The organism is Paenibacillus sp. J22FR83, assembly GCF_059691955.1.
Window position 1 is genome coordinate 216121 of the sequence record NZ_JCAUAM010000012.1, and the last position, 13721, is coordinate 229841.

Here is a 13721-nt window from a genome sequence, read left to right on the forward strand (position 1 = left end):
CTAGTCATTTTACATAATTCAACAGTTTATTTCCAATATTTGAATAATTCTCTATATTCTTTATATTCACTTAATATAATTTCCAAATTTCTTGTAAATACCGAACGATTGTTGTCGAAAAACTGTAGAATGTTTCCATGTTCGGTGATATAATTTTCAAATACACCTATTATTTTTCTCCATAAGTAAACAAATTTTGCAGAGGAGTCGGTCTGATTGGAACAAATCTCATCCTTATCGTTCAGAAAGAAACTACAACTTGGTTGTTTTGCACTAATTGGTTTAAACTCGCTTTTCATGTTAATTGTAACTTTCGCCTCAGACTGGAACCGCTTACTTGGCATTATTTTCCTAGTTATCATTGTGGCTGGAAGCTTTCCCTTCATCCGCTGGTTTGAAGGTCAACTCACAGAACCCATCGATGGTATATCCCGGATTGCCCTTAACATTTCCAAAGGTGACTTCTCGCAAAAGGTGGAAATCACGACTGACGATTCACTCGGTCAACTGGGCCAATCCTTTAATAAAATGATTGACAAGCTCCGCGATATTTTACGTGATACGGGATCTATTTCCAAACAAGTTTTCCAAACAAGCCGTGATATCTATGTGAAGAATGAAAACTTTCGCAATGTTCTTGAGCAGGTGAGTATTTCGGCCCATGAGCTTGCAGCTGGTGCGGGGCAAATCTCCGAGGAAATTTCCGACGTATCCATCACTTCCAAGGATATTGAAGTGAAAATCGTCAATTATGCGGGATCAGCTAAAGAAATGAAAAACCGTTCCGATCTAATGATGACGCTTGTTGAAAAAGGACGCACGTCGGTTGAGAGCCAAGGCGTCGGTATGAAGCGAAATGTAGAGGTAACGAAACAAGTATCTGAAACCATCGACATGCTAGCTCGCCAAGCTGCAGGGATTACGAACGTTACGCGCTCCATTTCCGAGATTGCTGAACAAACCAACTTATTGTCGCTTAATGCTTCCATCGAGGCTGCTAGAGCTGGTGAACATGGCCGCGGTTTCGCTGTCGTAGCGCAAGAAGTTCGTAAGCTTGCCGAAGAGTCCACTTCCCTCACACGCGAAGTTTTCGGATTCGTTAAGAGTATTGAGCAAGGCATTCAAGATGCCATTCGCAGCATTGGGGTCAATGAAGATGTCGTTAAGAAACAAACGGTCCTCATCGATCAAACCGAAATTGTATTCGCTGAGATTGTTGGCAGCGTTGGCTTCATTTCTGAGGAAATTACACGCTTCGCCGAAGAAAGTGAAAGCATGCTTCAAAGCTCCGGACAAATCGCTGCAGCGATGGAGAATATATCTGCAATTACAGAAGAGTCCGCGGCTGGTACGCAAGAGGTATCCGCATCCATGAATGAGCAAATTTCAACGGTACAGGGCATCGTCTCGCAAGCGGAAGAAATGACGCGGGTCGTGACCCAGTTGCAACAAACGATTCAGATCTTTAAGCTATAATTTTTGATGTGGAACTGAAAAGGACAGTCAGGATGATCCTGACTGTCCTTTTCTTGTTTACGTGAAAATTGAATTACTTTTATTCAATCGGGATGTCTTGTAGGCGCCGTTCTACACCGAGATAGTCGAGTTTTTCGACTATCTCACCCTCGCGGGCGCCCACTTACGACTCACTCAGTACCTTTTTATTACACGCGCACCTTCGCTTCAGTTAACTCCATGAATTGCTTCACATCTTGTGCCGCCATGTCGACAGCGCTTTGCCAGAAATCCGGCTGCGTGAGATCCACACCCAGATGCTTCTGTGCGAGTTCCTCTACGTTCATGCTTCCTGTATCCCGAAGCAAAGAGATGTACTTGTCTTCGAAGGATGCACCTTCCTGCACAGCTCTTGCATAGATGCCAGCACTGAACATGTACCCGAACGTATAAGGGAAATTGTAGAACGGCACATCTGTCGCATAGAAGTGCAACTTAGCCGCCCAGAAATGCGGATGATAGCTGCTCAAGGCATCCTTGTATGCCAGTTTTTGCGCATCGACCATGAGCTCATTCAAGCGCTCCACACTAACTAAGCCTTGACTGCGTTCCGCGTAGAAGTTCGTCTCAAAAATAAACCGCGCATGAATGTTCATGAAGAACGCGATCGCTCTTTGGATTTTATCCTCGAGCAACACAATGCGCTCGTCATCCGTCGAGGCACTTTTCACAACTGCATCGGCAACGATCATTTCAGCAAACGTAGACGCCGTTTCCGCCACGTTCATCGCGTACTCCTGCGCAAGCGCCGGCATATCCGTCATCACGTGCTGGTGGTAACCATGTCCTAGCTCATGAGCGAGCGTAGAGACGTTATTCAGCGTCCCGCCGTACGTCATGAATATCCGTGTCTCACCTGCTAACGGGAATGAGGTACAGAAGCCGCCAGGGCGCTTGCCAGGGCGATCCTCCGCTTCGATCCAGCGCTTCTCGAAAGCTTCCTCAGAGAAGGCAGCAAGCTTCGGACTAAACTGCTTGAACTGCTCAATAATCAGACTCGCACCCTCGTCATAGGAAATCTTCTTCGACGTATCCCCTAGCGGTGCATCGACATCTACCCATGCCAGCTTATCGACGCCAAGCAGCTTCGCTTTTCGATTAAGGTACTCCACGAAAAGTCCCTTGTTGCGGTCAATAACGTCCCACATCACGTTCAGAGTCTTTTCTTCCATGCGGTTGATAGCTAGTGGTTCTTTATGTATGCTTTTCCAGCCTCTTGCCTTGTATACCTGAAGACGGAAGCCAGCCAAGTGATTTAATGCTTCTGCACAGTATTCTTCTTTAGCCGTCCATGCCTGTTCCCATTTATCAAATAGGTCTAAACGTTCTTCACGATTCTCAGTATGCAGTTTATTGAAAGCTTGACCTGCTGATAATTCTACCTGCTTACCGTCAACTTCAACGGCCATACTGAATTGACCTACGGTCGAATTATACAAATCGCTCCACCCATGATAACCGTCAACGGCCAAATCATTAATCAAAGCTTCTTGCTCTGGCGGAAGTTTCTCCTTCGCCAATGCGCGGCGTTCATCGAGCGAGAAAGCGATAGCTTGAAACGGCTCTTGTCGTAACACTGCTGCCCAAACCTGATCGGGAACCCCTGTCAGAATTTGATCAAAGTGAGTAAGGGAAGATAAATGCTCGGCATATAAGCTTTTGACTTGCCCGCTTAACACAGGTGCCTTCTTATCCTTCTGGTTGTCCGCTTGTAAACACCCCACGAATGAATCTGCCTCGTGAATATGCATCACATTATGCTGAAGCAATTCAATCAATTGTGCCAAAGCAGAGGTATCCTCTACAGTTTGCGGAGAAGCTGTTCGACGTACTTGCTCTTGAAAAGAGGCAATCGACTCCTGAAGCTCCTTCAAGTGTGCAGCGAATGCAGGAGAATCACTTCCTCCAGGGAAAAATGTTTCAAGATTCCATGTTTGATTGAGAGGTAATGTTAACAATGCGATCACCTTTCCTTTCCACTTTTAATTAAATCATATCCCACTGCCATTCGCCAACTATCCGCATCTTCCTCATTGCTTCTCTTCACAAAGTATGATTCAATTATGTATAGTTCCTTCGGACTAAATCGGAACAGGATGGGTGATTACTCAAATGAAACCGTTACAAATTTCTCCTGAAACAGCTGTTAAGTTAGCGGAGCAGCTTAAAGTACCTTTAGAACATCTCATGCATATGCCACAACATATTCTTCTTCAGAAATTAGCAGAGCTCGCGAAAAGCACATCGTCAGACACGAGCGATTCGGAATCGAAGTAACTCTTGATTCCTTTTGCCAACACTTGGCCTTACGACATTATCATGAAGGACATTTACGTGGCCCAATGTCCATTCTGTCTAAGCTCCAATGTCTTGCTGCCGCTCAGAATTCATGAACTTCAGTCCATACACGAGGGTAAGAAGAAACTGCTTGTCTTCCCTTGTTGTCATAACAAATTGACACTCGTGGATACAGATCGAGATTATTTACTAGCGGACACCGCGATACGAAATAAACATAATTCGTAGTTCATTGCAAGGAGCAAACGAACCTTTATGAATGAGTACCTCGTTCCTTTGACAAGCGCATGTACATTAGTGACTTTAAATTATTTGGCCTTGAAAGTGAATAGCAAGATGTTAATTGATTCACACGAACATCTATTCGCCTCGTTGCTTACGGGATTAGCCAGCATCATTATGATGCTGGTTCCTCTTCCAGAGACATTCGGCCTGATTGATCTGCGCTCGTTACCCATCTTCATGGCTGGACTGCGATATGGACTACCCGTAGCCCTCTTCTCGACGTTACTGCCTGCTGGTTCTAGCCTGATCTCTCAAGAAAGTCAAACTTGGTTCATCATCGCACAAGACCTCATTGCTCCAGCCTTCATTAGTTCCTTTTTCCATAACAAAGAATACCGAAATGGCTTCTTAGACATCCCTATTCGAATTGCTCTTCAAATTTGTGGATTCGTTTTCATTATGCGTATACTAACCCACAGTTTCCTCGAACGCAGTTTATCTTGGTCTTATACGCTTGACCAACTGTTCATGTTTGCGATTACATCCGCCACCCTCTTCATGATTATCATTATGGTGAATGATGAGAACAATAATTGGCGATTGCAACGCAAGCTCGAAATGCAAGCAAATCAAGATGGGTTAACGAAGCTCCCTAACTTAAGAAGCTTTATGCCCATCGCGCAGAGTACCTTACATAAGCGTAACATATCTATCATGATGATTGATCTCGATAATTTCAAACTATACAACGATCGATTCGGTCATTTAGACGGCGATCAGCTGCTTCAAGAAGTTAGCTCAGTGCTTCGTCAATTAATTCATGAGCAAGATTACCTTGCGAGGTATGGTGGGGAAGAATTCATCCTGCTCTGTACCGAAACAGATCCTGATCGCGTTCTTAGCTACGGTCAAACGTTGTGTACCTCCATAGCGGAATTATTTCTCTACAAAAAGAACGGCCTGGAAGCAGCCCCCATCTCTATATCCATCGGGATCTCAACGGCTGACTCCCCGCACATGGATCTTAAAACACTCATTTCGGAAGCCGATCACGCTCTCTACCAATCCAAGCACACTGGCAAAAACCGTCCCACATTGTTCAAACAACCACAGGGGATCGCACAAAAAATGAACGCTTAACCATCCGGTCGAAAACCGTTTCATGGCTAAGCGTTCATTTATTGTATTGCCCTCTATCGCAATTATGTAGCTTGTTTCATCTCTTCAGGCAGTTCTAGACGCATAGCCAGCATATCTTCTCGTGTAGTAACCCATTGTTCACGACTTGCCCTAATCATCCCGGCATCCATAATCTTACGGTCATTAATGAGCCGCGAAAACCATTTAACAGCATCTGAGAAACGTTTTAGTCTCCGGTTCAATTCACCAATGAGATACATAAGCTTCGCATTATTTAAATCCATACCTTCGGTTTCGAACACATGCACATACGCATCTAGGGCGAATGAAAGGAATCGTTCTTCTTGCTGCCAGTCCCCTTTGGCCCGGTAATGCCAAGCCAAATGATGCAATAAACCAGCAACTACGCGTGACTTTTCGTTTTTAATTTGCGCGCTTAAAAGCGCTAGCTTAAAGCACTGAATGGAATCTTCCCACGTTCTTTCCTTGCAATAATCGCGTAACGACCAGTTTTGGGCAACTCTTTCATCGAACATGGCTCGTTCCTCAGCCGTCCATCGATCCGAGAAGTTCTCCGTATGTGCATACCCACAAAAAGGACAGATTCGCACAACATAGTAGTCAGGATTAATTTCCTTATAATGGACACAGAAATCCGCATCTGTTTTGCTTGCCTTCTTGAAGCTAGGCCGAACCTTCTTCGACTTAAATGTATTGGTACAGTAGGTGCATGTCACTGATATCTCATATAAGGGTTCGACCACTTGAAATCCCGCCTTTTTCCCTAATTCATTTAGTAGGAAGATCGGACTAGTCTTCCTCAGGTGTGTTGATGAAATGATAGGCAGAGCCTCTAAGCCGTTCTATAAGAAAAGCCTGTAAATCATCCGGCATGCCGATGTCAGTCATTGCTTCTTTCATACAAGACAACCATGCATCCGCACGCTCTCTCGTAATCGGGAAAGGCATATGCCTAGCTCGCATCATCGGATGACCATGGCGATCGGAATACAAAGTAGGGCCACCGAAGAATTGAGTCAAAAACAATGTCTGTTTCTCTATGACTGGGTCTATGTTAGCTGGGAAAAGCGGCGAAAGTAACGGATCTTGCTGTACTCTCGGATAGAAGGCCTCTACCAAACGACTTACCGTTTCCGCACCCCCCATTAACTCATATATGGTTCTATTTCTGCTCTCGGACATTAGGTAAAACCTCGCAATTCCTATTCAATAGTTCTCTAAATCCTCGTCCCCTGATTGCATGAGCGTTTCTCGAATGACAAACACGAACATACAAACAACCAATCCGGCAATGACACCTGTCATTTGAATCACTCCCGACGTATAGGATTAAAGTTTTACTAGTTCTATTTTACCATAAAAACAAGGACTGAACAGTCCCGCAACCTAAAATAAACAGATACAAGGTCCTACTTCGCCCGTGCATGTGTATCTACTTACTATGCCAAGAAATTCGGGACGGTATGTATGTCCAAGCTTATTCATATAGTTGAATAAGAGGAGGTATCTACCGTTTATGCCGAAACAAAACTTCACCCCAGCCTTACTTCTGTCATTGGTTACAATAGCCATCCTTGTATGCCTAATCCTGTTTCCGCATGACGGGTTTCAAGCCGCTTTGCGCGGCGTTTCCATTTGGTGGGATGTACTCTTCCCAGCCCTTTTCCCTTTCTTCGTTATCTCCGAAATTATGCTTGGCTTCGGGATTGTTCATTTCTTCGGTACACTGCTTGATCCGATGATGCGTCCCGTCTTCCGTATCCCTGGGATTGGCGGTTTCGTAATGGCCATGGGCTTTGCAGCCGGATATCCTGTCGCGGCCAAGCTAACAGCCCAGCTTTGGGAACAAAAACTGGTCAATCGGGAAGAAGGTGAACGGCTCGTCGCCTTCACAACGAGTTCAGACCCGATATTTCTGATCGGAGCTGTTTCGATCGGATTTTTCCACGACGCCACCCTAGCTTTTATTTTGGCCATTGCCCACTATGGAGGCTCGTTCATGATTGGCCTGATCATGCGATTTCACGGCAGGAAAGCCTTACCTACTCCCGGACCAGTCAGAGAGAGGGGGTCCATATGGAAACAAGCCTTCCAGACGATGCATAACGCAAGATTACAGGATGGAAGATCTTTAGGTATTTTATTAAGTGAATCGATTCTCCACTCTCTCCGGTTAATGTTCGTTGTAGGTGGACTTGTTGTCTTCTTCTCTGTCGTTCTAGAAGTACTTACCTCTGCCCAAGTTATGAATGTGTTCTATCTATTGATTACTTCCCTTTTATCCATTACAGGGTTACCTCACGAGCTCTCGCAAGCCGTCATGAATGGGTTATTCGAAGTCACGCTCGGTGCAAAAGCTGCAGGGAGTGCCCCTGCTTCGCTTGCCCTTTCCAGTAAAGTCGCAATAGGCGCCTTCATTCTCTCCTGGGCCGGTATGTCCGTCCACGCTCAAATTGTTAGCTTGTTAAGCCATACGAATATGCGCTATCTCCCCTTCCTATTTGCCCGCCTCCTTCATGGCATTCTCTCTGGGGCTATTGTTCTCTTGATTTGGGAGCCTATGCAGCAATTTCGAAGTCAACAGGCTGTATTCTTGCCACTCTACGAAGCGAACTCACCGGTACTTAGCTATTTAAAACTGATTTTCCCGATAAGTGCGATGGTCTTTGTTGGTGCTTTTGCTGTCATCATGAGTCTCTTTCTTGCATATTCCTTACTTAGACTGGTGTATGAAAAGGTTGGTGGAACAAGATAATATGGGTAACTACGATCATGTTTATAAAGGGAGAGAATATTCAGATATGATAGCAGCCGACCCCCAAGAGGCCAAAGGTTTACCGCAAGCAATTGAGCGACTTCGCGAGCTAGCTTATAATCTATGGTTCAGTTGGAACCATGATGCGCTGCAGCTTTTTGAGAATATGGATCCTGGCCGCTGGAAAGCCCTTGGTCACAATCCCGTTCGATTGCTCCATGAACTAGAAACTCCCCAGCTTGAAGCATTAAGCCAGAACAGTGATTTTGTCGAGCGCTACCGCCAAGTCATGTTAAGATTCGATACGTATATGAATGAACCCGGTTGGTATTCAAATAACTATGCTGCCGAAACAGACGTGAACATTGCTTACTTCTCTGCTGAGTTTGGTTTTCATGAATCGCTTCCGATTTATTCAGGCGGGCTTGGCATTCTTGCCGGCGATCACATCAAATCTTCGAGCGACCTAGGCATTCCACTTTCAGGTGTAGGCTTACTCTATAAAAAAGGCTATTTCACGCAAAAAATCGATGCGAGCGGCAGTCAGCAAAGCGAACTATTCCCTTATGATTTTGAGCAATTACCGATCCGTCCGGTACTTCAAAATAATCAGCAACTCACCGTATCGCTCGACATCTCTGGGCGCCAAATCACCCTTCTGGTTTGGGCTGCAAAGGTAGGACGCAATCTCGTCTTTTTATTGGATACCGACCATGAAGCCAATACTGACGGAGATAAAGCATTGACAGCGCAGCTGTATGGAGGTAATCAAGAGATGCGGATCGCTCAGGAAATGGTGCTGGGCATCGGTGGTGTCAAGGTACTCCGAGCACTTGGCATCTACCCGAATGTGTATCACATCAATGAAGGTCACGCAGCTTTCCTGACGTTAGAACGGTTGAAAGAACTGCTTCACTTGGGCCTTCCTTTTCATGTTGCGGTAGAGACTGTACGCTCCGCCACCGTTTTCACGACCCATACACCTGTTCCAGCAGGTCATGATACGTTCTCCACCCAGATGGTGGAACACTATCTCAGTCACCTCTTGGGTGAGCTGCCACAGCATAGACAGAGCATTCTTTCATTAGGACTTGATCATAAGTCTGGTCAATTCAATATGACGCATTTGGCGATGAATACCGCAGGTCTGCGAAATGGTGTCAGCAAGCTGCATGGGCAAGTGTCACGCGAAATGTTCAAGGAATTCCATGGGCATATCGATGCCGGTGAGGTCCCCATCAGTTCGATCACGAACGGTGTTCACTTGGACACTTGGACTGCCCCTGCTTGGAAGGAGCTCTTTGATCGATTCCTGCCTGGCACATGGCGTGAGGAGCAGTCTAACGAGCATCAATGGGCGCAGATCGAGGTTATTCCGAGCGAATCGATTTGGAAGGTTCATCGGCATTTGAAAGAAGATTTGGTACGCTATGCGAGAAGTAATCTCATGGAGCAGCGCAGACGTAACGGGGAATCCGAAGAACGGATTGAAGAGGTTCGGAAGTATTTAAACCCTAAAGCCCTTACAATTGGGTTCGCTAGACGCTTCGCTACCTATAAACGAGCGAATCTCATTTTCAATGATTTGTATCTCCTCAAGAAACTAGTCAACGATCCGGAGCGACCTGTGCAATTTATTTTTGCCGGCAAAGCCCACCCTGCTGATTACCCTGGCCAAGATCTCATACGAGAGATTTACCGCATTTCTCAGTTAAAAGAGTTTCTCGGTAAAATCGTTATTCTCGAGAATTATGACATCAACATGGCCCGCTATCTTGTTCAGGGCGTCGATGTCTGGCTCAATAATCCTCGCAGACCGCTTGAGGCAAGCGGTACCAGTGGCCAGAAAGCTGCCATGAACGGCGTTCTTAATTTCAGTGTGCTTGACGGTTGGTGGGAGGAAGGCTATGACGGCAACAATGGTTGGGCGATCGGATCCACAGGAGCCGCGGACTGGGCCGCACAAGAGAAGGAAAATACGAAAGCGATTTATCACCTTTTGGAGCATGAGATTATCCCTCTATACTACAATCAAGGTGAGATACCCCATCAATGGATTGGACGCATGAAGCGATCCGTTCAATCGCTCAGCCCGGTCTATAACACGCACCGCATGGTGCAGGACTATACGAATCTTTCGTATGTACCAACAGCCAAGCGTGCTCGTCTTTTTGTAGCAGATCATTATGACGTGGCGACCAAAGTTGCCGATTATAAGCAATTCATCCGCAACAATTGGCATCAGGTTCGAATTATCAGCATTGACGACCATGCCGATAAATCGACTTCGGACGTTCCCTTGGAAGAGATTCAACCCTCTATGAAAGAGATCACGGCGCAAATCCATTTTGGCCCTATTTGGCCGCAGGATACGGCAGTAGAAGTCATTTATTATGCAGAAAATGGCGAAACGTGGGAACAGAAAATTATCCTCATGGCTCCAATAGGGGAACTTATTGAGCAATCCCAGCATTTTCAAGCCACCATTCCGTCCCATCTTGTTCATGGGCCTCACTTTTCCATTCGTGTACGCCCCATTTCAATCAACTTTGCGCATTCGTTTGAACTCTCACTCGTTACCAGCACCTTAACTTCATAGTAAAAATCGAATAACCTCTGTTAAAGCCCCGTTTGGGGCTTTTCTTATTGACTTAGATAACTTATGATGAGAAGAGAATTTACAGGATGTACAGGCAGATGTGAATGTAAATCTAACGACTTGGTGATGCTATGGATTGGAATAAGGTACTAGAAATGGCTTCTTTTTCGCCAAATCAGGATTGTCATATTATCATTGTTGGCGAATGCAAAGATGGACAACCTTTCTGTTTTGAAGATAACTTTGCCCTCGACAAAATAAGTGAAGATTCGATAACTGTATGTCTTGAACAATTAGGCGTTTACCCTTTCGACAAACTCGAACATGTTTCTTTCGTTGAATTTTCATTCAAAGATGGTGCCATTTTATATTACGCTTATGTCGATTTACTCGGGCTTGAACTCAAAAAGACAGTCTGCTTCCTGACATTATCCCTTCCTGAAGAAGTTTTTCAACATCAAAACCGCAGACATCCGCGTACTAAGCTTACACTGCGCACACCGATTACGCTGCGTGTCGCTGGCATTCGAAGCTTATCTGCCCAGAAGGGTGTTGCTTTTACAGGACAGCTCCTCGACATTAGTGTTGGGGGATTATCCTTTGTTACATCCAATCGGCTTTTCTTTCCTTTGATTCTGGAGTTTAGCTTCATTCTGCCGAATGTCTCTGCTCCCATCACTGTTTATGGTGAAATTGTAAGAGTTACGCATTTCAGCAACGACAGCTATCGGGTTGCCGCAGAAATCCGGTACACACCTGAATCCATTCTCCAAGAGATTGACGCCTTCTGCTCTAATTATTAGAAACCATTGTGTGAATACTCATTCCACGCTTACGAAGAAAGTTTTGCTCATGCAAAGCTCTTAGGAGGAACAAGTTTGAAATATAACGTCATTGAACGAGGCGATGACATTTCCAAGGAGCTGACCGAACGCTTCCACGCTCTCGCCGCTAAGCAAGGCATGCCCAGGGATGAAGATCATCCCGATATCGTCCTGTCCATTGGCGGGGATGGTACGATGCTCCAAGCTTTTCATAAGTATGTCGACAAATTGGATCATATCGCTTTCGTTGGGATCCATACGGGGCATCTTGGATTTTTTGCAGATTGGAAGCCGGATGAGTTAGATCACCTAGCTTCACTCATGTTCAGTGTCGCTACACCAGAGGAGCTGCACGTTGTGCGCTACCCTGTTGTCGAAATTGAAATTACAACGGACAAAGGCGTTGAAACACACCTTGCCCTTAACGAGTTTACGATTCGAGGGATCGAAGTATCATTAGTCGCTAGACTTCACGTCAACGATGAAATGTTCGAAATGTTCCGCGGTGATGGTATTTGCATCTCATCTCCCGCAGGCAGTACCGCGTACAACAAGAGCTTAGGCGGCGCCATGGTCCATCCGTCCCTTGAAGCTATTCAAATTGCCGAGATCGCGTCGATTAATAACCGCGTGTACCGTACATTGGGTTCATCGATGATTTTACCAAAACATCACCACTGTGACATCTATCCGAAGGCCCAGCAGAATATGCTGCTATCTTTGGATCATAAATATATGCAGCGAGCCGATGTCGTATCCATTCGCTGCCGTGTTGCTTCCCATGTTAAAGTGAAATTTGCTCGATTCCGCCCTTTCCCGTTCTGGAATCGTGTTCGCGAGGCATTCGTTGGGCTTGAAGTCAAATAGCTTCATGAACAACATAACGCCATCTGCGCTCCATACTATTGGAGTTCAGATGGCGTTATTTTATTTACCCTGCCTAGTCTGCTTAGACTGTAGTTGAACTGATGACTTCCGCTGGCGTTTGCTGTTTAGGTGCATTTACTTTCTCGATAATAAAGTAAGCACAGCCGAAGTTGCAGTACTCGTTCAAGTAATCTTGAAGAGCTGCGATGGAGGATTCTTTGGTGGCCTTCGGGTGAATTTCTTTGAAAAAACCCCGTAGTCGCAATTGACTATATCCCCAATCCCCTACGATATAATCGTATCGTTCCAATACTTCGCTGAAGCGTTCTTTGAACACCTCAAAATTCCAACCATTCTTGTGGTCAGTTACAAGCTCGTATGTTTTATTGGCAATATGAATCATGGTGGTAGGAAGCTCTCCTTTCTATGATCCGTTCATTGAATGCACTAAACGCTTGATGCTGCTTTCACCTGTTCGTGTGCATGATAGGAACTACGTACAAGCGGGCCTGATTCCACGTGCTTAAAGCCCCGTTTCATGCCCTCTTCCTTCAACATGGCGAACTGTTCAGGCGTGTAATACTTCGATACAGATAAATGTGTCGTAGACGGTTGTAAATATTGACCGATTGTCATAATATCACAATCCACTTTCCGCAAGTCCTCCATCGTCTGAAGCAACTCGTCCCACTCTTCTCCTACGCCAATCATGACACTAGATTTCGTTGGAATGTTAGGGGCTAACCGTTTAGAACGCTGCAGTAACTCGAGTGAACGTTGGTATTTCGCTTTAGAACGCACCCGATCGGACATCCGCTCGACCGTTTCCATATTGTGATTCAGAATGTCTGGCTTGGCCTCAAGCACAGTAGCCAGTGATTCTTCGCGACCTAGGAAATCAGGAATTAACACCTCAACTGTACACATCGGCAGTTTACGACGGATCGCTTTGATCGTCTCTGCGAATATCATGGCACCGCCATCCGTTAAATCGTCGCGTGCCACCGAAGTAACAACACAATGACGAAGCCCCATTTGCAGCGCTGCGTCTGCAACACGTTCTGGCTCTTCCAAATCAAGCTCAGTAGGAAGACCTGTTTTAACTGCACAGAAGCGGCAAGCCCGCGTACAAATATCACCTAATATCATAAAAGTCGCTGTCCGATTCGCCCAGCATTCATGAATGTTCGGACACTTGGCTTCTTCACAAACTGTATGCAACGTCTTGGAACGCATCATAGATTTAATTTCTTTGAAATTCTCGTCGGTTTTCAGATTGATTTTTAACCAGTCTGGTTTTCTCTCTAATACTTTTCTAGGCACTGTAATTCCCGCCTTTTTATTTGGTTTCTCAATGATGTTATTATAACATGAATGACTGACAAAACAATCCACTTTGGGGGTCACTTGTGATACACTTGTTTAGATGGACCAAAACAGCTCAGCTTACTACATCAAGGCTGTATGGGAGGAAAGA

13 protein-coding genes are annotated in these 13721 nt (G+C 45.4%); 8 read left to right on the forward strand and 5 right to left on the reverse strand.

What is annotated here, in order from left to right; all coding sequences use genetic code 11:
• Positions 1 to 216 precede the first annotated feature (216 nt).
• Complete coding sequence (locus AC58PV_RS22330; RefSeq protein ID WP_497434651.1) at positions 217 to 1476, forward strand: methyl-accepting chemotaxis protein; 1260 nt, start codon at positions 217 to 219, stop codon at positions 1474 to 1476.
• Positions 1477 to 1664: 188 nt separating this feature from the next.
• Here AC58PV_RS22330 and AC58PV_RS22335 read toward each other — a convergent pair whose 3' ends face one another.
• Positions 1665 to 3482, reverse strand: coding sequence for a M3 family oligoendopeptidase (locus AC58PV_RS22335; RefSeq protein WP_497434652.1), 1818 nt, complete (start codon positions 3480 to 3482; stop codon positions 1665 to 1667).
• A gap of 145 nt (positions 3483 to 3627) precedes the next feature.
• On the opposite strand from AC58PV_RS22335, the gene AC58PV_RS22340 reads away from it, so the two are divergent.
• From AC58PV_RS22340 to AC58PV_RS22350, 3 genes are read left to right on the forward strand one after another with little or no spacing between them, the layout of a single operon-like run.
• Positions 3628 to 3792 carry a YycC family protein gene (locus AC58PV_RS22340; RefSeq protein ID WP_436234689.1) on the forward strand — a complete coding sequence of 55 codons (165 nt, stop codon included), beginning with the start codon at positions 3628 to 3630 and terminating at the stop codon, positions 3790 to 3792.
• Positions 3793 to 3795: 3 nt separating this feature from the next.
• Positions 3796 to 4041 (forward strand): hypothetical protein, encoded by a 246-nt coding sequence (locus AC58PV_RS22345; RefSeq protein ID WP_497434653.1) that lies wholly within the window; start codon positions 3796 to 3798, stop codon positions 4039 to 4041.
• 27 nt (positions 4042 to 4068) lie between these two features.
• The gene (locus AC58PV_RS22350) at positions 4069 to 5178 is read left to right on the forward strand and encodes a diguanylate cyclase (protein WP_497434654.1); all 1110 of its coding nucleotides are present in this window, start codon (positions 4069 to 4071) and stop codon (positions 5176 to 5178) included.
• A gap of 62 nt (positions 5179 to 5240) precedes the next feature.
• On the opposite strand, the gene AC58PV_RS22355 is transcribed toward AC58PV_RS22350, so the two are convergent.
• Together AC58PV_RS22355 and AC58PV_RS22360 are read right to left on the reverse strand one after the other, a co-directional pair.
• On the reverse strand, positions 5241 to 5942 hold the full coding sequence (locus tag AC58PV_RS22355) for a DUF2225 domain-containing protein (RefSeq protein WP_497434655.1): 702 nt from the start codon (positions 5940 to 5942) through the stop codon (positions 5241 to 5243).
• 46 nt (positions 5943 to 5988) lie between these two features.
• Positions 5989 to 6381 (reverse strand): globin domain-containing protein, encoded by a 393-nt coding sequence (locus AC58PV_RS22360; protein ID WP_497434656.1) that lies wholly within the window; start codon positions 6379 to 6381, stop codon positions 5989 to 5991.
• A gap of 334 nt (positions 6382 to 6715) precedes the next feature.
• On the opposite strand from AC58PV_RS22360, the gene ylbJ reads away from it, so the two are divergent.
• The 4 genes from ylbJ (at position 6716) to AC58PV_RS22380 (ending at position 12244) form a co-directional block, all read left to right on the forward strand.
• A complete protein-coding gene (gene ylbJ / locus AC58PV_RS22365; protein ID WP_497434658.1) occupies positions 6716 to 7954 on the forward strand; it encodes a sporulation integral membrane protein YlbJ in 1239 nt (412 codons plus the stop codon).
• 46 nt (positions 7955 to 8000) lie between these two features.
• Complete coding sequence (gene glgP, locus AC58PV_RS22370; protein ID WP_497434659.1) at positions 8001 to 10553, forward strand: alpha-glucan family phosphorylase; 2553 nt, start codon at positions 8001 to 8003, stop codon at positions 10551 to 10553.
• 131 nt (positions 10554 to 10684) lie between these two features.
• A complete protein-coding gene (locus AC58PV_RS22375; protein WP_497434660.1) occupies positions 10685 to 11356 on the forward strand; it encodes a PilZ domain-containing protein in 672 nt (223 codons plus the stop codon).
• 75 nt (positions 11357 to 11431) lie between these two features.
• Positions 11432 to 12244 carry an NAD kinase gene (locus tag AC58PV_RS22380; protein WP_497434661.1) on the forward strand — a complete coding sequence of 271 codons (813 nt, stop codon included), beginning with the start codon at positions 11432 to 11434 and terminating at the stop codon, positions 12242 to 12244.
• 82 nt (positions 12245 to 12326) lie between these two features.
• Here AC58PV_RS22380 and AC58PV_RS22385 read toward each other — a convergent pair whose 3' ends face one another.
• Complete coding sequence (locus AC58PV_RS22385) at positions 12327 to 12647, reverse strand: YutD family protein (protein ID WP_065850742.1); 321 nt, start codon at positions 12645 to 12647, stop codon at positions 12327 to 12329.
• 44 nt (positions 12648 to 12691) lie between these two features.
• Entirely contained in the window at positions 12692 to 13651 is a 960-nt protein-coding gene (lipA, locus tag AC58PV_RS22390) for a lipoyl synthase (RefSeq protein ID WP_497434663.1), read from the reverse strand.
• Between the last annotated feature and the right edge of the window lie 70 nt (positions 13652 to 13721).

Coding starts and splice junctions, on each gene's coding strand:
- AC58PV_RS22340 (WP_436234689.1), top strand. CDS start 3,628: ATGAAACCGTTACAAATTTCTCCTGAAACAGCTGTTAAGTTAGCGGAG.
- AC58PV_RS22350 (WP_497434654.1), top strand. CDS start 4,069: ATGAATGAGTACCTCGTTCCTTTGACAAGCGCATGTACATTAGTGACT.
- AC58PV_RS22360 (WP_497434656.1), bottom strand. CDS start 6,381: ATGTCCGAGAGCAGAAATAGAACCATATATGAGTTAATGGGGGGTGCG.
- ylbJ (WP_497434658.1), top strand. CDS start 6,716: ATGCCGAAACAAAACTTCACCCCAGCCTTACTTCTGTCATTGGTTACA.
- glgP (WP_497434659.1), top strand. CDS start 8,001: ATGATAGCAGCCGACCCCCAAGAGGCCAAAGGTTTACCGCAAGCAATT.
- AC58PV_RS22375 (WP_497434660.1), top strand. CDS start 10,685: ATGGATTGGAATAAGGTACTAGAAATGGCTTCTTTTTCGCCAAATCAG.
- AC58PV_RS22385 (WP_065850742.1), bottom strand. CDS start 12,647: ATGATTCATATTGCCAATAAAACATACGAGCTTGTAACTGACCACAAG.